Annotated in this window: 20 protein-coding genes and 5 tRNA genes; 8 read left to right on the top strand and 17 right to left on the bottom strand. The window is 54.2% G+C overall.

Translation table 11 applies throughout. The features are described from left to right. Window positions 1-36: 36 nt before the first annotated feature. The 6 genes from modF to gpmA all read left to right on the top strand — a co-directional run bounded on the left by modF (window position 37) and on the right by gpmA (window position 6,945). Entirely contained in the window at window positions 37-1,509 is a 1,473-nt protein-coding gene (modF, locus tag EKN38_RS05230; protein WP_014831127.1) for a molybdate ABC transporter ATP-binding protein ModF, read from the top strand. 201 nt (window positions 1,510-1,710) lie between these two features. After that, window positions 1,711-2,727 (top strand): UDP-glucose 4-epimerase GalE, encoded by a 1,017-nt coding sequence (galE, locus tag EKN38_RS05225; protein WP_014831126.1) that lies wholly within the window; start codon window positions 1,711-1,713, stop codon window positions 2,725-2,727. A gap of 9 nt (window positions 2,728-2,736) precedes the next feature. Then, the gene (gene galT / locus EKN38_RS05220) at window positions 2,737-3,783 is read left to right on the top strand and encodes a galactose-1-phosphate uridylyltransferase (RefSeq protein ID WP_013097520.1); all 1,047 of its coding nucleotides are present in this window, start codon (window positions 2,737-2,739) and stop codon (window positions 3,781-3,783) included. 3 nt (window positions 3,784-3,786) lie between these two features. Continuing rightward, window positions 3,787-4,935, top strand: coding sequence for a galactokinase (gene galK, locus EKN38_RS05215; protein ID WP_014831125.1), 1,149 nt, complete (start codon window positions 3,787-3,789; stop codon window positions 4,933-4,935). After that, window positions 4,929-5,972 carry a galactose-1-epimerase gene (gene galM / locus EKN38_RS05210; RefSeq protein WP_014831124.1) on the top strand — a complete coding sequence of 348 codons (1,044 nt, stop codon included), beginning with the start codon at window positions 4,929-4,931 and terminating at the stop codon, window positions 5,970-5,972. Before galK ends, galM begins: the two co-directional genes overlap by 7 nt. 220 nt (window positions 5,973-6,192) lie before the next feature. Then, window positions 6,193-6,945, top strand: a complete 753-nt coding sequence (gene gpmA / locus EKN38_RS05205; RefSeq protein ID WP_008501111.1) for a 2,3-diphosphoglycerate-dependent phosphoglycerate mutase — start codon at window positions 6,193-6,195, stop codon at window positions 6,943-6,945. A gap of 61 nt (window positions 6,946-7,006) precedes the next feature. Here gpmA and aroG read toward each other — a convergent pair whose 3' ends face one another. Beyond that, window positions 7,007-8,059 carry a 3-deoxy-7-phosphoheptulonate synthase AroG gene (gene aroG, locus EKN38_RS05200; protein ID WP_126521781.1) on the bottom strand — a complete coding sequence of 351 codons (1,053 nt, stop codon included), beginning with the start codon at window positions 8,057-8,059 and terminating at the stop codon, window positions 7,007-7,009. Between the two features lie 304 nt (window positions 8,060-8,363). On the opposite strand from aroG, the gene EKN38_RS05195 reads away from it, so the two are divergent. Then, complete coding sequence (locus EKN38_RS05195) at window positions 8,364-8,741, top strand: YbgS-like family protein (protein ID WP_014831122.1); 378 nt, start codon at window positions 8,364-8,366, stop codon at window positions 8,739-8,741. Window positions 8,742-8,847: 106 nt separating this feature from the next. Further along, a complete protein-coding gene (gene zitB, locus EKN38_RS05190; protein WP_014831121.1) occupies window positions 8,848-9,780 on the top strand; it encodes a CDF family zinc transporter ZitB in 933 nt (310 codons plus the stop codon). On the opposite strand, the gene pnuC is transcribed toward zitB, so the two are convergent. The 16 genes from pnuC to cydX all read right to left on the bottom strand — a co-directional run bounded on the left by pnuC (window position 9,777) and on the right by cydX (window position 18,539). Then, window positions 9,777-10,496: a nicotinamide riboside transporter PnuC gene (gene pnuC / locus EKN38_RS05185; RefSeq protein WP_014831120.1), complete on the bottom strand. Its 720-nt coding sequence runs from the start codon at window positions 10,494-10,496 to the stop codon at window positions 9,777-9,779. The two genes, zitB and pnuC, sit on opposite strands and share 4 nt — an antisense overlap. A gap of 22 nt (window positions 10,497-10,518) precedes the next feature. Then, complete coding sequence (gene nadA, locus EKN38_RS05180) at window positions 10,519-11,562, bottom strand: quinolinate synthase NadA (RefSeq protein WP_014831119.1); 1,044 nt, start codon at window positions 11,560-11,562, stop codon at window positions 10,519-10,521. A 191-nt stretch (window positions 11,563-11,753) separates the two neighbouring features. Next, window positions 11,754-11,829: transfer RNA gene (locus EKN38_RS05175), tRNA-Lys, on the bottom strand. A gap of 22 nt (window positions 11,830-11,851) precedes the next feature. After that, window positions 11,852-11,927, bottom strand: a tRNA-Lys gene (locus EKN38_RS05170). A 46-nt stretch (window positions 11,928-11,973) separates the two neighbouring features. After that, window positions 11,974-12,049, bottom strand: a tRNA-Lys gene (locus EKN38_RS05165). Window positions 12,050-12,052: 3 nt separating this feature from the next. Continuing rightward, window positions 12,053-12,128: transfer RNA gene (locus tag EKN38_RS05160), tRNA-Val, on the bottom strand. A gap of 27 nt (window positions 12,129-12,155) precedes the next feature. Further along, a tRNA-Lys gene (locus EKN38_RS05155) sits at window positions 12,156-12,231 on the bottom strand. Window positions 12,232-12,392: 161 nt separating this feature from the next. Next, window positions 12,393-13,187, bottom strand: coding sequence for a cell division protein CpoB (gene cpoB / locus EKN38_RS05150; protein ID WP_014831118.1), 795 nt, complete (start codon window positions 13,185-13,187; stop codon window positions 12,393-12,395). A gap of 9 nt (window positions 13,188-13,196) precedes the next feature. Beyond that, window positions 13,197-13,718, bottom strand: a complete 522-nt coding sequence (gene pal, locus EKN38_RS05145; RefSeq protein ID WP_006177214.1) for a peptidoglycan-associated lipoprotein Pal — start codon at window positions 13,716-13,718, stop codon at window positions 13,197-13,199. Window positions 13,719-13,753: 35 nt separating this feature from the next. Further along, on the bottom strand, window positions 13,754-15,046 hold the full coding sequence (gene tolB / locus EKN38_RS05140) for a Tol-Pal system beta propeller repeat protein TolB (RefSeq protein ID WP_013097529.1): 1,293 nt from the start codon (window positions 15,044-15,046) through the stop codon (window positions 13,754-13,756). Window positions 15,047-15,179: 133 nt separating this feature from the next. Continuing rightward, window positions 15,180-16,433: a cell envelope integrity protein TolA gene (tolA, locus tag EKN38_RS05135; protein ID WP_014831117.1), complete on the bottom strand. Its 1,254-nt coding sequence runs from the start codon at window positions 16,431-16,433 to the stop codon at window positions 15,180-15,182. Between the two features lie 28 nt (window positions 16,434-16,461). Continuing rightward, a complete protein-coding gene (gene tolR, locus EKN38_RS05130; RefSeq protein ID WP_003858589.1) occupies window positions 16,462-16,890 on the bottom strand; it encodes a colicin uptake protein TolR in 429 nt (142 codons plus the stop codon). Window positions 16,891-16,893: 3 nt separating this feature from the next. Beyond that, window positions 16,894-17,586, bottom strand: a complete 693-nt coding sequence (gene tolQ / locus EKN38_RS05125; RefSeq protein ID WP_013097532.1) for a Tol-Pal system protein TolQ — start codon at window positions 17,584-17,586, stop codon at window positions 16,894-16,896. Next, entirely contained in the window at window positions 17,583-17,987 is a 405-nt protein-coding gene (gene ybgC, locus EKN38_RS05120; protein ID WP_003858593.1) for a tol-pal system-associated acyl-CoA thioesterase, read from the bottom strand. The genes tolQ and ybgC overlap by 4 nt, the downstream gene beginning before the upstream one ends. Window positions 17,988-18,135: 148 nt before the next feature. Next, window positions 18,136-18,426, bottom strand: coding sequence for a cyd operon protein YbgE (gene ybgE, locus EKN38_RS05115; protein WP_014831116.1), 291 nt, complete (start codon window positions 18,424-18,426; stop codon window positions 18,136-18,138). Continuing rightward, on the bottom strand, window positions 18,426-18,539 hold the full coding sequence (gene cydX / locus EKN38_RS05110; protein WP_003858598.1) for a cytochrome bd-I oxidase subunit CydX: 114 nt from the start codon (window positions 18,537-18,539) through the stop codon (window positions 18,426-18,428). Before cydX ends, ybgE begins: the two co-directional genes overlap by 1 nt. Between the last annotated feature and the right edge of the window lie 3 nt (window positions 18,540-18,542).

The raw sequence follows: 18,542 nt of genomic DNA, 5'->3' as shown, positions 1-18,542 counted from the left end.
CCCTGACAGCTGACGCTGCAAAAAATGGGATAAATCATGTCATCATTGCATATTTCGCAAGGTACGTTTCGTCTTGGCGATACCCGAACGCTGACGCTTGCTGATTTAACATTACGCGCGGGTGAGAGCTGGGCATTTGTGGGCACCAACGGGAGCGGCAAGTCCGCGCTGGCCCGGGCGCTGGCCGGAGAACTCACCCTGCTTAAAGGCGAACGCCAGAGCCATTTTACACGTACGACGCGCCTGTCGTTTGAACAGCTGCAGAAGCTGGTGAGCGATGAATGGCAGCGCAACAACACCGACTTACTCAGCCCGGGCGAAGAAGACACCGGCCGCACGACGGCAGAAATTATTCAGGATGAAGTTAACAATCCTGCCCGCTGTCAGCAGCTGGCGGAGCAGTTCGGCATCACCGCCCTTCTGAACCGGCGCTTTAAATACCTCTCTACCGGCGAGACGCGTAAAACGCTGCTCTGCCAGGCGCTGATGAGCGAACCTGAGCTGTTAATCCTGGATGAGCCGTTCGACGGTCTGGACGTGCAGTCCCGCGCCCAGCTGGCGGACCTGCTGGCCTCACTTAACAAGCAGGGCTACACCCTTGTGCTGGTGCTTAACCGTTTTGATGAAATCCCGGATTTTGTGCAGAACGCCGGGGTGCTGGCGGACTGCAGCCTTACCGAAACCGGCGAAAAATCGGTACTGCTGAAGCAGGCATTGATTGCCCAACTGGCGCACAGCGAAAAGCTCGACGGCATTACCCTGCCCGAACCCGACGCCCCTTCGGTACGTCTCGCTTTAGATCCGCACCAGCCACGCATTGTGCTGCGTGACGGGGTGGTCTCCTATGACGATCGTCCGATCCTGAATCATCTCAGCTGGACGGTTAACCCGGGCGAACACTGGCAGATTGTCGGTCCCAACGGCGCGGGGAAATCAACGCTGCTGAGCCTCATCACCGGCGATCATCCGCAGGGCTACAGCAACGATCTGACCCTGTTTGGCCGCCGTCGCGGAAGCGGTGAAACCATCTGGGATATTAAAAAGCATATCGGCTATGTCAGCAGCAGCCTGCATCTGGATTACCGGGTCAGCACCACCGTACGCAATGTGATCCTCTCCGGGTACTTTGATTCCATCGGTATTTATCAGGCGGTATCGGACAAACAGCACAAGCTGGCCCAGCAGTGGCTGGATATTCTGGGAATGGACAACCGGGTCGCTGACGCGCCGTTTCACAGTCTGTCCTGGGGGCAGCAGCGTCTGGCATTGATCGTCCGGGCGCTGGTGAAACACCCGACGCTGCTGATCCTCGATGAGCCGCTTCAGGGGCTGGATCCGCTGAACCGCCAGTTGATCCGCCGCTTTGTGGATGTGCTGATTGGCGAAGGTGAAACCCAGTTACTGTTTGTCTCACATCATGCTGAAGACGCACCGGCCTGCATCACGCACCGTCTGGAGTTTATCCCGGACGGTGAGCACTATCGTTACCTGCTGAGCAAAATCGATTAACTTGCGGAGGGCGCCGCCCTCCGCTTTTCAGATAACCTGCAGTGATACTTCTTTATCTCTTTGATCTACAATGCGACTGGATCAAAAAAAAGCGGGTTTGAAAAACAGTGTAAACGATTCCACTAATTTATCCCATGTCACACTTTTCACGTCTCTGTTATGCTATGGTTATTACATACCATAAGCCTAATGGAGCGAAATATGCGAGTTCTGGTAACAGGTGGTAGCGGTTACATAGGAAGTCATACCTGTGTGCAACTGCTGCAAAACGGTCATGATGTCATCATCCTCGACAACCTGTGCAATAGTAAGCGCAGCGTGCTGCCTGTGATTGAACGTCTTGGCGGAAAACAACCGACGTTTGTCGAAGGTGACATCCGCAATGAAGCGTTGATGACCGAGATCCTCCACGACCATGCTATTGAAACGGTGATCCACTTCGCGGGCCTGAAAGCGGTCGGTGAGTCGGTCGCGAAGCCGCTTGAGTATTACGACAACAACGTCAACGGTACCCTGCGTCTTATCTCCGCCATGCGCGCGGCGAACGTCAAAAACTTCATCTTTAGCTCATCCGCCACCGTCTACGGCGACCAGCCGAAAATCCCTTACGTCGAGAGTTTCCCCACCGGGACACCGCAAAGCCCGTACGGCAAAAGCAAACTGATGGTGGAGCAGATCCTGACCGACCTGCAAAAAGCACAGCCGGAATGGAGCATCGCCCTGCTGCGCTACTTCAACCCGGTCGGTGCCCATCCGTCAGGCGATATGGGTGAAGATCCGCAGGGCATTCCAAATAACCTGATGCCGTATATCGCCCAGGTGGCGGTGGGTCGCCGCGATTCCCTGGCGGTGTTCGGCAATGACTACCCGACTGCAGATGGCACCGGCGTGCGTGATTACATCCACGTTATGGATCTGGCCGACGGCCACGTGGCGGCAATGCAGCAGCTGGCCGACAAGCCGGGTGTGCATATTTACAACCTCGGCGCCGGTATTGGCAGCAGCGTGCTGGATGTGGTTAACGCCTTCAGCAAAGCCTGCGGTAAGCCGGTCAACTATCACTTCGCCCCCCGCCGCGAAGGAGACCTCCCGGCATACTGGGCCGATGCAACCAAAGCCGATAAAGAGCTTAACTGGCGTGTTACCCGCACGCTGGATGAAATGGCACAGGATACCTGGCACTGGCAGTCTCGCCACCCACAAGGTTATCCGGACTAAGGATCCGTCATGACTTCATTCAATCCCGTCGATCATCCGCATCGTCGTTTTAACCCGCTTAGCGGGCAATGGATTTTGGTGTCTCCGCATCGCGCCAAGCGCCCCTGGCAGGGGGCGCAAGAGACGCCTGCAAAACAGACGCTGCCACAGCACGACCCGGACTGCTTCCTGTGTCCGGGCAACACCCGCGTAACGGGAGATAAAAACCCGGACTACAAAGGCACCTTCGTTTTCACCAATGATTTTGCCGCGCTCATGACCGACACGCCGGACGCGCCGCAGAGCGATGATCCGCTGATGCGTTGTGAAAGCGCCCGGGGAACCAGCCGCGTGATCTGCTTCTCGCCCGATCACAGCAAAACGCTGCCGGAGCTCAGTGTTGATGCGCTGAAAGAGGTGGTGAGCACCTGGCAGGCACAAACTGCGGAGCTGGGCCAGACTTATCCGTGGGTGCAGGTATTCGAAAATAAAGGCGCCGCGATGGGCTGCTCTAACCCGCATCCGCACGGGCAGATCTGGGCGAACAGTTTCCTGCCCAACGAAGCCGAACGCGAAGATCGGCTGCAAAAAGCCTATTACGCGGAAAACGGCTCCCCGATGCTGGTGGACTACACCCGGCGTGAACTGGCCGACGGTAGCCGTACTGTGGTCGAAACGGAACACTGGCTGGCCGTTGTGCCGTACTGGGCGGCGTGGCCCTTTGAAACGTTGCTGCTGCCTAAAGCACACGTTCAACGCATTACGGATCTCAGTGACGCACAACGTGACGACCTTGCGCTGGCGCTGAAAAAGCTGACCAGCCGTTACGACAATCTGTTCCAGTGCTCCTTCCCGTACTCAATGGGCTGGCACGGTGCACCGTTTAACGGCGAAGAGAATCAACACTGGCAGTTGCATGCCCATTTCTATCCGCCGCTGCTGCGTTCTGCGACGGTGCGTAAATTTATGGTGGGCTATGAAATGCTGGCGGAAACCCAGCGTGACCTGACGGCAGAACAGGCCGCAGAACGCCTGCGCGCCGTCAGCGATGTCCATTATCGCGAATCAGGAGTCTAATAAATGAGTCTGAAAGATAAAACACAATCCCTGTTTGCTGAAAAATTTGGCTACCCTGCCACCCACGTTATCCAGGCACCTGGCCGCGTAAACCTGATTGGTGAACACACCGACTACAACGACGGTTTTGTCCTGCCCTGCGCCATTGATTACCAGACGGTGATCGCCTGCGCAAAGCGCGATGACCACAAAGTGCGCGTGATTGCGGCGGATTACGGTAATGAGATGGACGAGTTTTCCCTCGATGCCCCAATTGTTATCCACGACAGCCAGCAGTGGTCCAACTATGTGCGCGGCGTGGTGAAACATCTGCAAAAGCGTAATAAGAACTTTGGCGGTGCGGATCTCGTCATCAGCGGCAACGTGCCACAAGGGGCCGGTTTAAGCTCGTCGGCATCCCTGGAAGTGGCGGTGGGAACCGTCTTCCAGCAGCTGTACCATCTGCCGCTGGACGGGGCGCAAATCGCACTGAACGGCCAGGAAGCGGAGAATCAGTTTGTGGGCTGCAACTGCGGCATCATGGACCAGCTTATCTCCGCGCTGGGCAAAAAAGAGCATGCGTTACTGATCGACTGCCGAACGCTTGGAACCAAAGCCGTTCCCCTGCCAAAGGGTGCCGCGGTCGTGATTATCAACAGCAACTTTAAACGTACGCTGGTGGGCAGCGAGTACAACACCCGCCGCGAGCAGTGCGAAACCGGCGCACGCTTCTTCCAGCAACCGGCCCTGCGCGACGTGACGCTTAACGAATTCAACAAAGTGGCGCACGAGCTGGATCCGGTGGTGGCAAAACGTGTGCGTCATGTGCTGACAGAAAACGCCCGAACCGTTGAGGCCGCTTCCGCGCTGGCAAAAGGGGACCTGAAACGTATGGGGGAACTGATGGCAGAGTCCCACGCCTCCATGCGCGATGACTTCGAAATCACCGTTCCGCAAATCGACACCCTGGTGGAGATCGTCAAAGCAGTCATCGGCGATAAAGGCGGTGTACGCATGACGGGTGGTGGTTTTGGTGGCTGCATCGTCGCTCTGGTGCCGGAAGATCTCGTCCCGGCCGTCCAGTCGGCGGTGGAGAAACAGTACGAAGCCAAAACGGGCATTAAAGAAACGTTCTATGTTTGTAAAGCATCACAAGGAGCCGGACAGTGCTAAACGAAACGCCAACCCTCGCACCGGATGGTCTGCCGTATCGCCTGTTAACCCTGCGCAACAGCGCAGGGATGGTGGTTACGCTGATGGACTGGGGAGCCACATTGCTCTCCGCCCGCGTACCGATGCCAGACGGCAGCGTACGCGAAACCCTTCTCGGCTGCGCGTCACCTGAGCAATACATCAACCAGGCCGCCTATCTTGGCGCGTCCGTCGGGCGCTATGCGAACCGCATTGCGAAAAGCCGTTTTGAGCTCAACGGTGTTCGCTACACGTTGCTGCCAAGCCAGGGTGAGAACCAGTTGCATGGTGGACCGGAAGGATTTGACAAACGCCGCTGGAAAATTGTCCAGCAAAACGACCGCGAAGTGCTGTTTTCACTCGACTCGCTGGATGGCGACCAGGGGTTCCCCGGTAATCTTACCGCTTTCGCACGCTTTACGCTGACCGACGACAACCGTATCGCCATTGAATACCGTGCGACGGTCGACAAGCCGTGTCCGGTCAACCTGACCAACCACGCCTACTTCAACCTCGATGGTCATCAGTGCGATGTGCGCAACCATAAGCTGCAGATCCTGGCGGATGAATACCTGCCAGTGGATGAAATGGGCATCCCTTATCAGGGGCTGAAGTCCGTGAGCGGCACCAGCTTTGACTTCCGCAGTGCAAAATCCATCGCCCGGGATTTCCTCAGCGATGACGATCAGCGCAAGGTAAAAGGTTACGACCACGCGTTCCTGCTGCAGGCAAAAGGCGATGTGAAACAGCCTGCCGCGCAGGTCTGGTCTGCGGATGAGAAACTGCAGATGACGGTCTATACCTCCGCTCCTGCCCTGCAATTCTACTCCGGTAACTATCTGGGCGGGACAACCGCGCGTGAACACGATGAGTACAGCGACTGGCAAGGCCTGGCGCTGGAGAGCGAGTTCCTGCCGGACAGCCCGAACCATACCGAATGGCCACAGCCGGACTGTGTGCTGCGCCCGGGTGAAGAGTACGTCAGCGTCACCGAGTATCATTTTACTCCGCACGCTTAACCTCCGGCCGCAACAACGTCAGCCCTCCCCTGGAGGGCTTTTTTCTGCACGCCTTGCTGAAAATAGCGCCAATCGCAGACAAAATCATAACCCTGGATTCACAAGCACCTTACACTCAGAGACTATTTTCGCTATGGTTAGGGTTAAGCGTTGCTGCTGGCACGGCCACGGCAATATAATGAGAATTGTTATCATTCTAAAAATGCTTGAGGAGTAAGAGATGGCTATTACTAAGCTGGTTCTGGTGCGCCACGGCGAAAGCCAGTGGAACAACGAAAACCGCTTCACCGGTTGGTACGACGTTGATCTGTCAGAGAAAGGCGTAAGCGAAGCAAAAGCAGCGGGTAAACTGCTGAAGGAAGAAGGCTTCAGCTTTGATTTTGCTTACACCTCTGTGCTGAAACGTGCCATCCACACCCTGTGGAACGTGCTGGACGAACTGGATCAGGCCTGGCTGCCGGTTGAAAAATCCTGGAAACTGAACGAGCGTCACTACGGTGCGCTGCAGGGTCTGAACAAAGCCGAAACCGCTGAGAAATACGGTGACGAGCAGGTTAAACAGTGGCGTCGCGGCTTCGCGGTAACCCCACCAGAGCTGACCAAAGATGACGAGCGCTATCCGGGCCACGACCCGCGTTACGCGAAACTGACCGACGCTGAGCTGCCAACCACCGAGAGCCTGGCGCTGACCATCGACCGCGTTGTGCCTTACTGGAACGAAACCATTCTGCCACGCCTGAAAAGCGGTGAGCGCGTGATCATCGCCGCTCACGGTAACTCCCTGCGCGCGCTGGTGAAATACCTGGACAACATGGGTGAAGACGAAATCCTCGAACTGAACATCCCGACTGGCGTACCGCTGGTGTATGAGTTCGACGAAAACTTCAAACCAATCAAACACTACTATCTGGGTAACGCAGATGAGATCGCAGCCAAAGCCGCGGCTGTTGCGAACCAGGGTAAAGCGAAGTAATTTTCGCCGGACATAAAAAAAGCGCGGAGCCTTCCGCGCTTTTTTATTTGTGCCGGGAGAATCAACCGCGACGGGCTTTTACCGCATTCGCCAGCTGACGCAGGATGGCGTCGGTATCTTCCCAGCCGATGCAGGCATCCGTCACGCTCTTGCCATAGACCAGCGGCTCGCTGCCTTCGAGGTTCTGGTTACCCTCAACCAGATGGCTTTCGAGCATTACGCCAATCACCGCCTTCTCACCGCCGGCAATCTGCTGGCAGACGTCTGCCCCCACTTCCATCTGCTTTTTGAACTGCTTGCTCGAATTCGCGTGGCTGAAGTCGATCATCACCTGAGGTGGCAGCCCGGCTTTTTCCAGCCCGACCTTCACTTCTGCGACATGTTTTGCGCTGTAGTTAGGCTCTTTACCGCCGCGCAGAATGATATGGCAGTCACCGTTACCGCTGGTGTTAACAATGGCAGAGTGACCCCATTTGGTCACCGACAGGAAGCAGTGTGGTGCCCCTGCCGCATTGATGGCATCAATCGCGACTTTGATGGTGCCATCGGTACCGTTTTTAAACCCGACCGGGCAAGAGAGGCCGGACGCCAGTTCACGGTAAACCTGAGACTCAGTCGTACGTGCGCCAATGGCGCCCCAGCTCATCAGATCTGCCAGATATTGTGGCGTAATCATATCCAGGAACTCACCGGCGGCTGGAAGGCCACTGTCGTTAATCTCCAGCAGCAGCTTGCGCGCAATACGCAGGCCGTCGTTAATCTGGAAGCTGTTGTCCATATGTGGATCGTTAATCAGCCCTTTCCAGCCAACGGTGGTGCGCGGCTTTTCAAAGTACACGCGCATCACAATCTCCAGCTCATCTTTAAGCTCTTCGCGTAGCTGGAGCAGTCTTGCGGCATACTCTTTTGCCGCGGCAGGATCGTGGATAGAGCACGGGCCAATCACCACCAGAAGACGATCGTCATTACCTTTCAGGATCTTGTGGATCGCTTTACGAGCATGAGAAACCGTGTTTGCGGCATTTTCAGTGGCGGGGAATTTCTCAAGGAGTGCTACAGGAGGTAATAACTCATTGATCTCTTTAATGCGTAAATCGTCGTTCTGATAATTCATCTTCTTTCCAGCTCTGCCATATCTTTAGTAATGAAAGCAATCCTTTCAATCTATCTTGTCGACCAGGAAGTGTAAACACGGTTTTACACTTCACGCAGATAATTCCTGGAATTCGCCTAAAAATCGCCACAAAATAGCGAAAAACGAGATCTAACCTATGCTTTTTAACTGTAACAACCATTTTTACTTGCTTAAACGCGATTCCCTACTGACGTAAGTCCGTCTGGCGGGATCTTTCGCCTCTGAAAAAGATGCACTGTTGGAGAATGTTATCCAGCGTAACGACAAGAACAGGAGCACCATGATGAAAATGACGAAACTGGCAACCCTCTTCCTGACGGCAACCCTCACCCTGGCAAGCGGCAGCGTTCTTGCGGCCGAAACGGGCTCATCGGGTAACGGCGATGCTAACGCGGCTGCGTCAGCAGGCCAGGTGGCCCCTGATGCCAAGCAGAACGTCGCCCCGAACAATGTCGATAATAGTCAGATTAATAATGGAAACACCAATACCGGTGGCACGATGCTGCACCCTAATGGTACCGACTCCGGCACCATGAATCATGACAATATGAGCAAGGATGAGGTTCACAAAAACACGATGTGTAAAGACGGCCGTTGCCCGGACGCGAATGACAAAGTGGGCGATGATGCCAATACCAAAACGGATGGTACTACCCAGTAACCGGTTGGTGATTTAAGGATAAAAGGAGAGCCCAGGCTCTCCTTTCTTTTTGAGTAACCTATTAAAAACGCTACACTAAAAACGATAACGAATCAGGAAAGATAACATGGCACACACACATTCCCACGCTTCCGGCGACGACAACGCTAAACGACTGCTGTTGGCCTTCGGCGTCACCGCAACCTTCATGATTATTGAGGTCATCGGTGGTCTGGTCTCCGGCTCTCTGGCACTGCTGGCTGACGCCGGGCATATGCTTACGGATGCAGCGGCGCTGCTTTTCGCCTTGCTGGCCGTGCAGTTTGCCCGTCGCCCCCCCAATGCACGCCATACGTTCGGCTGGCTGAGGCTGACGACCCTTGCCGCGTTTGTTAACGCGATTGCGCTGGTGGTCATTACCATTCTTATCGTCTGGGAGGCGATTCAGCGCTTCAGACACCCTCAGCCAGTTGCCGGGACGACAATGATGGTGATTGCCGTGGCGGGACTGCTTGCCAATATCCTGGCATTCTGGATTTTGCATCGTGGCAGTGAGGAAAAAAACCTCAACGTGCGAGCGGCGGCCTTGCACGTGCTGGGGGATTTGCTGGGCTCCGTGGGGGCTATTGTGGCCGCACTGGTGATCCTCTACACCGGCTGGACGCCTGTCGACCCGATTCTTTCTGTACTGGTCTCGTGTCTGGTTTTACGCAGCGCCTGGCGGCTATTGAAGGAGAGCGTCAATGAGTTGCTGGAGGGGGCGCCCGCCTCTGTGGATATCGCCGAGTTGAAACGGAATCTGCACCGTTCAGTTCCTGAAGTACGTAACGTCCACCACGTACACGTCTGGCTGGTGGGCGAGAAACCGGTTATGACGTTACATGTGCAGGTTATTCCACCTCATGACCACGATGCGCTACTCGAACGCATCCAGCACATTCTTGAACATCACTATGAAATTGGTCACGCGACCATCCAGATGGAGTACCAGCCCTGTAACGGGCCGGATTGCCACCTGAATGAGGCGCAGTCCGGCCATTCACATCATCACCACCATTAACTGGACAGCGCGTGTGAGCCTCGCTCACGCGCGCTGTTAATCCACATCCGGCTTCCGTTCAGGGCAATGAAGGTCAGGAGCAGATATTCCAGCGACATCGCATAGACGCCCTGCAGGGCGAAAACCACCACGCTGATGACATTGATGATGACCCACAGCAGCCAGTTCTCAACGTATTTACGGGTCATCAGGATCATCGCCGCAATCGACAACACCATCATGCAGGAATCCCAGAACGGGAAAGCATCCGGCTGAAGCTCCGGCATCGTCACATGCAAACCGATGCCGGACATAACCGCCACAGCAATGCGGGTCAGGAAAGCAAATACCGGGTTAATGTAGACTGTCATTAAACCAATGGCGACCACACAGGCGACAAACCAGGCGATGGCTTTCGGCAAGGGTAACCAGCGGATCTGCAGCTCGGCTTCCTGCTGACTGTTCTGCCGCGACCATGCGTACCACCCATAGATATTGGCCGCAAAAAAGAACAGCTGCAAAAGCAGGCTGGCGTACAGCTGGATCTGGAAGAAGATAATCGCAAACAGTGTGACGTTAATTAACCCGAACGCGTAATTGCTGATCTTCTCCAGGCTTGCGAGCCAGATACAGAGCAATCCCGCCAGCGTGCCAACGGCCTCAATCCATGACAGGTCATAGCCACCTGCACCAATCGGTATATGAACCAGAATGTTTTGTGTGCTAAAAAAATCCATCTTTTCCCCGGGACGTAGTGAATTAAGTACGTAGTGTAGCTGCAAAATCCAGCATGCGGTTAAGTGGAACTAACGCGCCTTCACGCAGGGCGGCATCCACATGGATTTCATGCGCCGCACCGCCAGTTTCTAACCCTTCAGCAATCGCTTTCAGGCCGTTCATCGCCATCCACGGACAGTGCGCACAGCTGCGGCACGTGGCCCCCTCACCTGCGGTAGGCGCTTCGAGAAGCTCTTTCTCCGGCACGGCCTGTTGCATCTTGTAGAAGATTCCGCGATCGGTCGCCACGATAAGCTGCTTGTGAGGCAACGTTCTGGCAGCGTTAATAAGCTGGCTGGTGGAGCCCACGGCATCGGCCATGTCGACAATCGACTGCGGAGATTCAGGGTGAACAAGGATAGCGGCGTCAGGATAAAGGGCCTTCATGCGGGCCAGCGCCTGCGTCTTGAACTCGTCATGAACGATACAGGCCCCCTGCCAGCAGAGCACGTCTGCCCCGGTCTGCTTCTGGACATAATTGCCGAGATGGCGGTCAGGTGCCCAGATAATCTTCTCGCCCAGACTGTCCAGATGTTCAATCAGTTCAACGGCGATGCTCGATGTAACAACCCAGTCTGCGCGCGCTTTCACTGCTGCCGACGTATTGGCGTAAACCACCACGGTACGGTCAGGATGGGCGTCACAGAAGGCCGAGAACTCGTCAATCGGACAGCCGAGATCGAGTGAACACTCGGCGTTTAGGGTCGGCATCAGGATGGTTTTTTCAGGGCTGAGGATTTTTGCCGTTTCCCCCATAAAACGCACCCCCGCAACCAGTAGCGTGGAAGCAGGATGTTTTGCACCAAAGCGCGCCATCTCCAGAGAATCAGAAATACAGCCTCCGGTCTCTTCCGCCAGCTGCTGGATTTCCGGATCGGTGTAGTAATGTGCCACCATCACTGCATCTCGCTCTTTGAGAAGACGCTTGATTTTCTCACGGTAGAACTGCTTTTCATCCATGCTCAGCGGAACAGGCTTCGGCGGGAAGGGATAGATTGCGGCTTCAGGATCAAACATCACGCTCATTATGGCTTCTCGTTTTACTGGCTTAACAATATTGCCTTTCTTTTGCCTGACATAGCAAAACTTGCGGCAATTGTGTTTTGTATACTAAACAAGATAGCGAATCTGGAGTGAAAAGTCACCGGGAATAGATCTGAGGAGCATTTGTTGTTTCGCAGATAGCAAAAAAGCGCCTTTAGGGCGCTTTTTAACATTGGTGGGTCGTGCAGGATTCGAACCTGCGACCAATTGATTAAAAGTCAACTGCTCTACCAACTGAGCTAACGACCCCTTGCGGGATTTTTCTTCGAAGTGGTGGGTCGTGCAGGATTCGAACCTGCGACCAATTGATTAAAAGTCAACTGCTCTACCAACTGAGCTAACGACCCATTCGGGTGCTGACTTCGAAGATTTTACTCGGTTCCACGTTTGAAGTGGTGGGTCGTGCAGGATTCGAACCTGCGACCAATTGATTAAAAGTCAACTGCTCTACCAACTGAGCTAACGACCCGAGTGGTGGGTGATGACGGGCTCGAACCGCCGACCCCCTCCGTGTAAAGGAGATGCTCTACCAACTGAGCTAATCACCCACTCTGTACTGCCGGAACTGCTTTAAGTGGTGGGTCGTGCAGGATTCGAACCTGCGACCAATTGATTAAAAGTCAACTGCTCTACCAACTGAGCTAACGACCCACTTTTATGCTGCTTTCACGTTGTTTGATATCCCGTGGCAACGGCGGCATATATTACTGATTTAAGAATTCTGCGCAACAAAAATTTCGATGAAGATCACTTAACTGCTTAGTAATCATGCTGCACGACCAGAAATAACGCGATTTCTGGTCATGCGATAATCATCCCATCGAACTCAGACGTTTTTGCGCCTGTTTGGCCCCTTCCGTGCCCGGGAATTTTGCGACCACCTGCTGATAAACCGCTTTGGCTTTCGCAGTGTCACCTTTGTCCTGCATGATCACGCCGACCTTAAACATCGCATCAGGCGCTTTTGGCGATTTTGGGTAATTTTTCACCACTGAAGCGAAATAAAACGCCGCATCGTCCTTTTTACCCTTGTTGTAATTCAACTGACCCAGCCAGTAATTTGCGTTTGGCTGGTAAGTGGAATCCGGGTACTTCTTAACGAAGTTCTGAAACGCAACGATAGCGTCATCCTGGCGCGATTTATCCTGTACCAGTGCAATAGCCGCGTTGTAATCCGTATTCGCGTCACCGCTCTGCACAGGCGCACCTGTCGAGGCAGAAGCATCGGCTGCAGGTGCTGGCGCGTCTGTCGTCGCCCCACTTTGATCGCCCGCTGCTGGTTGCGCTGCTGCCCCACCGCTGCTCAGGCTATCAATCTGCAGCAAGATCTGCTTCTGCCGTTCCACAACCTGGTTAAGCTGATACTGGCTCTCCTGAATCTGACCACGAAGGGAGTCAATATCGTTTTGGTTATCGGAAAGTTGTTGCTGGAGTTGGGTTAAAAGCTGACTGTGAGCGTTAGAAATACGCTCGAGTTGAGTGACCCGGTCTTCTACCGAGCCTGAGCCGACACTACTGATTGGTGCCTGAGCAAAAGCGGCCCAGGGGGCCGCTATTCCAACCAGTAACGACAGACTCAACAGATGATGTCTGAAGTTACTGCTCATGCAATTCTCTTAGTAAACCAGTACGGCACGACGGTTTTTGGCGTAAGCCGCTTCGTCATGACCCAGTACTGCAGGTTTTTCTTTACCGTAAGAAACGATGGAGATCTGGTCAGCAGAAACGCCTTTACCCTGCAGGTACATTTTAACAGCGTTAGCACGACGTTCACCCAGGGAGATGTTGTACTCTGGAGTACCACGTTCGTCCGCGTGACCTTCTACGGTGACTTTGTAAGACGGGTTGCTACGCAGGAAGTTAGCGTGAGCATCCAGCATCGCAGCGAAGTCAGAACGGATGTCGTATTTATCCAGATCGAAGTAAACGATGTTGTTCTGCTGCAGCTGCTGCATCTGAAGACGCGCTTGCTCTTCAGAAGACATGTTGCCATTGCCGTTAGCGTCCATACCGGTGCCGGCACCCATCATGCCTTCGCCGCTCTGGTCATTGCTGGCGTTCTTGTTAGAAGAACACGCTGCGATTGCCATTACAGGCAGAGCGATCATCAGCCCCTTCAGCACTTTGTTCAGTTGCATTTCTATGATTCCTTTAGTAATCAATTAATTATTATTTACAGATACGGCGACCAGGCAGGTGATTTTACCTGACCATCAGTTGCCGGAATACGCGCTTTGAAACGCCCATCTGTAGAAACCAGATTCAGCACAGATCCCATCCCCTGAGAAGAGCTGTAGATTACCATAGTGCCGTTAGGTGCCAGACTTGGCGTTTCATCCAGGAACGTTGACGACAGAACTTGGACGCCACCCGCTACCAGATCTTGTTTGGCAATGTGCTGCTGCCCACCGTTGGAGCTGACCATTACCATAAATTTGCCGTCGCTGCTCACGTCTGCGTTCTGGTTCTGAGAGCCTTCCCAGGTGATACGCTGCGGAGCACCGCCGTTGATATTCACTTTATAGATTTGTGGACGGCCTGCCTGGTCAGAGGTAAACGCCAGGTTCTGGCTATCCGGGAACCATGATGGTTCGGTGTTATTGCTGCGACCATCCGTCACCTGACGGATCTGACCAGAACCAATGTCCATCACGTACAGGTTCAGGCTACCGGTTTTAGACAGCGCAAAGGCCAGCTTAGAGCCGTCCGGCGAGAACGAAGGTGCACCGTTGTGACGCGGGAACGACGCCACCTGACGAACAGCACCGTTAGCCAGCGTCTGGATAACCAGCGCAGAACGACCGCTTTCGAAGGTCACGTAGGCCAGTTTAGATCCGTCCGGAGACCAGGCTGGAGACATCAGCGGCTGAGAAGAGCGTTTCACCAGGAACTGGTTGTAGCCGTCGTAGTCAGATACGCGGAGCTCATACGGGAACTGGCCGCCGTTGGTCTGTACCACATAGGCGATACGGGTACGGAACGCGCCTTTAATACCGGTCAGTTTTTCGAATACCGCATCGCTGGCAGCGTGAGCCGCATAGCGCAGGTACTGTTTAGTGACCTTGTAAGAGTTCTGAGCCAGAACGGTACCCGGTGCACCGCCGGTATCCACCAGCTGCCAGGCCACGTTGTAAGAGCCGTCCGGGTTAGGGGTAACCTGACCGACAACCACGGCATCAATGCCCAGTGCAGACCACGCAGCAGGCTGAACTTCCTGCGCGCTACCCGGCTGCTGAGGCAGACGAGAACGATCTAACGGGTTGAATTTACCGCTGTTACGCAGGTCAGCTGCCACGATGCCGCCGGCATCTTCAGGCGCCGCGCCAGGGCCAGCCCACTGGAATGGAACTACACCGATTGGGCGTGCCGAGTCCACCCCCTGGGTGATCTCGATACGTACTTCTGCGTGCAGTACAGCTGCCCACAGCATTAAGAAACTAAATGCTACACGTAATGCCTGCTTCATCATATCTCCCTTATCTGGGTAACCTTACCCACGATAATTTAGCAGAATGTTAACAAACCCAAATAGACAAAACTACCGAACCCTGTGACTAAACATGGTCTATTTTTCCCCGTTTGCACGGGGAAAATGTAACTTAAGGTTTGAAGTCCAGCGGTGCATTTTTAAAGACTTCATAGACTGCCTGAGACGGTGGTTTAGGCATCTTCGCCTGACGTGCTGCAGCCAGTGCTGCAGTACATAAAGCGGGATCCCCACCTTCAGACTTAATATCAAGAAGCATGCCGTCCGGCGCCAGTTTTATACGCAGCGTACACGTTTTACCAGTATAGGAAGACGCATCATAGAATCGGCTTTCGATAGCGGATTTAATCTGCGCAGCATAGCCATTGATTTCAGCCCCTGTCGCACCGTTACTCTTAGTGTTACCACTTCCTGTCGGTGCTGCGTTGTTTCCTTTCGCCCCACCGCCTGTTTTCGGCGCATTCTTACCAGAACTGAGATCGCCCAGCAGATCGTCAACGCCCGCAGCGGCAGCGGCTTTCTCCGCAGCAGCGGCCTTTTTCGCAGCGGCTTTTTCAGCAGCCGCTTTCTTATCGGCAGCGGCCTTCTCAGCAGCCGCTTTCTTCTCCGCAGCCGCTTTTTCAGCAGCAGCGGCTTTTTCTGCGGCCGCTTTCTCGGCAGCAGCGGCTTTCTTCGCCGCCTCGGCAGCCGCTTTCTTCTCGGCTTCCTGAGCGGCTTTTTTCGCGGCTTCTGCTTCCGCTTTCTTCTGAGCATCAGCAGCGGCTTTCTTCGCGGCTTCCGCTTCCGCTTTCTTCTGAGCATCAGCGGCGGCTTTCTTCGCGGCTTCCGCTTCCGCTTTCTTCTGGGCGTCGGCAGCGGCTTTCTTCGCCGCTTCTGCCGCTAATTTCGCCTGGGCATCAGCCTGTGCTTTGGCATCCGCTGCGGCTTTTGCTGCCGCCTCTTCCGCCTGCTTTTGCTGTTCCTGGGCTTTCTTCGCGGCCTCTTCGGCTTGCTTCTGCTGTTGTGCCTGCTCTTTCGCGGCTTCCTGCGCCTGCAAACGTTCTTTCTCAAGCTGCTTCAGACGTTCCTGCTCGGCGGCCTGCTTTTCGCGCAGTTCTTCCGCTTGCTGTTGCGCCTGTTTTTCTCGCTGCTCTTCAGCCCGTTTTGCGCTCGCCTGCTGCTGTTGCTGACGATTATAGTTTTGCACGACCGCACCGGGATCCACCATTACGGCGTCAATGGAAGATCCTCCACCACCGCCCGCTGATGCATCAATATGCTCGTCGAACGAACTCCAGATCAGCCCTGCAAAAAGGATCACATGCAGCACTGCGGAGACGATTATCGCTCGCTTAAGCTTGTCGTTCTGTTCGGTTGCCTTTGACACTATCGGTTCCCAAAAACTACGCGGATGATCAAATAGGCTGAGTCATTAAGCCAACCGACTTAACACCCGCACTATGTAGCAAGTTCAGCGCTTTAATAATTTCATCGTAAGGCACGTCTTTCGCCCCACCGATTAAGAAGACCGTTTTCGGATTTGACTCCAGGCGTCGTTGCGCTTCAGCAATCACCTGCTCCGGCGGTAGCTGATCCATACGATCTTTCTCTACCACGACGCTGTATTGCCCTACGCCGGAAACCTCAATGATGACCGGAGGATCGTCATTGGTGCTTACCGCCTGTGATTCTGTCGCATCCGGCAGATCAACTTCCACGCTCTGGGTAATGATGGGCGCTGTTGCCATAAAGATCAGCAGCAACACCAGCAGTACGTCCAGCAGCGGAACGATATTGATTTCGGACTTGAGCTCGCGACGACCTCGTCCACGCGATCTGGCCATGGTTTACCCCTTGTTGCTCTCGGTGCTGGTAAACGCCTGACGGTGCAGAATCGCGGTGAACTCTTCCATGAAGTTGTCGTAGTTCAGTTCCAGTTTATTCACGCGCTGGTTCAGACGGTTGTAAGCCATCACCGCCGGGATTGCCGCAAACAGACCGATAGCGGTCGCAATCAGTGCTTCTGCAATACCCGGTGCAACCATCTGCAACGTCGCCTGCTTCACTGCGCCCAGCGCGATGAAGGCGTGCATAATCCCCCACACCGTACCAAACAGGCCGATATACGGGCTGATGGAACCCACCGTTCCCAGGAAAGGAATGTGCGTTTCGAGATTTTCCAGTTCGCGGTTCATGGAGATACGCATCGCACGTGACGCCCCTTCCACTACCGCTTCAGGCGCATGACTGTTCGCGCGGTGCAGACGGGCAAACTCTTTGAATCCGCTGTAGAAAATTTGTTCGGAGCCAGCGAGGCTATCGCGACGACCCTGACTTTCCTGATACAGACGGGACAGTTCGATACCCGACCAGAACTTGTCTTCAAACGCTTCCGCTTCACGGCCAGCCGCATTGAGAATACGCGTTCTCTGGATGATGATGGCCCAGGATGCGATTGAAAAACCAATCAAAATCAGCATGATAAGTTTAACCAGAAGGCTTGCCTTCAGGAACAAATCAAGGATATTCATGTCAGTCACTGCTTAAACTCCGCGACAATAGACTTAGGAAGCGCACGAGGCTTCATTATGGTTGGATCAACACAGACAATCAGTACTTCAGCTGAGTTCAGTACGGTGTTCTCTGCATTGACTATCCGCTGCGTGAAAACCAGTGAGGTTCCGCGCATTGATGTAATTTCAGTTTGGACTTCGAGCATATCGTCGAGTCTGGCAGGCGCAAAATACTCAAGCGTCATCTTGCGTACCACGAAGGCAACTCGCTCAGCCAACAGCACCTGTTGACTAAAGTGATGATGGCGCAGCATCTCTGTGCGTGCCCGTTCATAAAAAGCAACGTAGCTGGCGTGGTAAACCACACCACCGGCATCGGTATCTTCGTAATAGACACGAACCGGCCATCGAAACAGCGTTGTATTCACTTTACATCCCGGTAATGCAACAAAAGTTAGAGCTTTTAAACTTCGCTACTATACGCGCGGGAAAGATGGTTTGGAATGGGAGAAAGTAAACGGAGAGTAAATTTTTATGGGCTCGGGTAAGCCCATATGGTTAACGGACATTTCTTATTCAGAAGAAGAAGAAAATCAATCCAGCAAGCAGCACAAGATCGGCGATAAGCGGACAGAAAATACCCTGCCAGTGAATCGCTTTCGGACGAAAGCCCACGCCGTGAATCACGCCTGCGCACACCGCCCACATGATGAGAAAGCCGTGCCAGATCTCAAGCTCGCTGGTCTTCGCTGCAAAACGCGAAGGGTCCCAGAAGATACACCCTGCCAGCAGTAATGCCATCACTAAAGAAAGCGCCCGTAGCGGGCGCTTATCCATTACCGCATATAACGTTGCGATAATATTCATTAGTGTTTTTCTTCACCCGCTTTAGTCGCTTCAACGTGCTCAAGCGCCAGGGCAGTGATGACACCAAAAGCACAGGCAAGAAGCGTCCCTAAAATCCATGCGAAATACCACATATT

The sequence above is a fragment of the Enterobacter sp. WCHEn045836 genome (genome assembly GCF_003965585.1).
Classification (GTDB): domain Bacteria; phylum Pseudomonadota; class Gammaproteobacteria; order Enterobacterales; family Enterobacteriaceae; genus Enterobacter; species Enterobacter dissolvens.
Note: the sequence above shows the minus strand (reverse complement) of the source record. Positions and strands in the feature narration are given on the sequence as shown.

Excerpts from the sequence above, each read along its gene's own strand:
- aroG (WP_126521781.1), bottom strand. The coding sequence starts at position 8,059 with ATGAATTATCAGAACGACGATTTACGCATTAAAGAGATCAATGAGTTA.
- ybgE (WP_014831116.1), bottom strand. The coding sequence starts at position 18,426 with ATGAATATTATCGCAACGTTATATGCGGTAATGGATAAGCGCCCGCTA.
- pal (WP_006177214.1), bottom strand. The coding sequence starts at position 13,718 with ATGCAACTGAACAAAGTGCTGAAGGGGCTGATGATCGCTCTGCCTGTA.
- nadA (WP_014831119.1), bottom strand. The coding sequence starts at position 11,562 with ATGAGCGTGATGTTTGATCCTGAAGCCGCAATCTATCCCTTCCCGCCG.
- cpoB (WP_014831118.1), bottom strand. The coding sequence starts at position 13,187 with ATGAGCAGTAACTTCAGACATCATCTGTTGAGTCTGTCGTTACTGGTT.
- modF (WP_014831127.1), top strand. The coding sequence starts at position 37 with ATGTCATCATTGCATATTTCGCAAGGTACGTTTCGTCTTGGCGATACC.
- galT (WP_013097520.1), top strand. The coding sequence starts at position 2,737 with ATGACTTCATTCAATCCCGTCGATCATCCGCATCGTCGTTTTAACCCG.
- pnuC (WP_014831120.1), bottom strand. The coding sequence starts at position 10,496 with ATGGATTTTTTTAGCACACAAAACATTCTGGTTCATATACCGATTGGT.
- gpmA (WP_008501111.1), top strand. The coding sequence starts at position 6,193 with ATGGCTATTACTAAGCTGGTTCTGGTGCGCCACGGCGAAAGCCAGTGG.
- tolR (WP_003858589.1), bottom strand. The coding sequence starts at position 16,890 with ATGGCCAGATCGCGTGGACGAGGTCGTCGCGAGCTCAAGTCCGAAATC.
- EKN38_RS05195 (WP_014831122.1), top strand. The coding sequence starts at position 8,364 with ATGAAAATGACGAAACTGGCAACCCTCTTCCTGACGGCAACCCTCACC.
- tolB (WP_013097529.1), bottom strand. The coding sequence starts at position 15,046 with ATGAAGCAGGCATTACGTGTAGCATTTAGTTTCTTAATGCTGTGGGCA.
- galE (WP_014831126.1), top strand. The coding sequence starts at position 1,711 with ATGCGAGTTCTGGTAACAGGTGGTAGCGGTTACATAGGAAGTCATACC.
- galK (WP_014831125.1), top strand. The coding sequence starts at position 3,787 with ATGAGTCTGAAAGATAAAACACAATCCCTGTTTGCTGAAAAATTTGGC.
- zitB (WP_014831121.1), top strand. The coding sequence starts at position 8,848 with ATGGCACACACACATTCCCACGCTTCCGGCGACGACAACGCTAAACGA.
- cydX (WP_003858598.1), bottom strand. The coding sequence starts at position 18,539 with ATGTGGTATTTCGCATGGATTTTAGGGACGCTTCTTGCCTGTGCTTTT.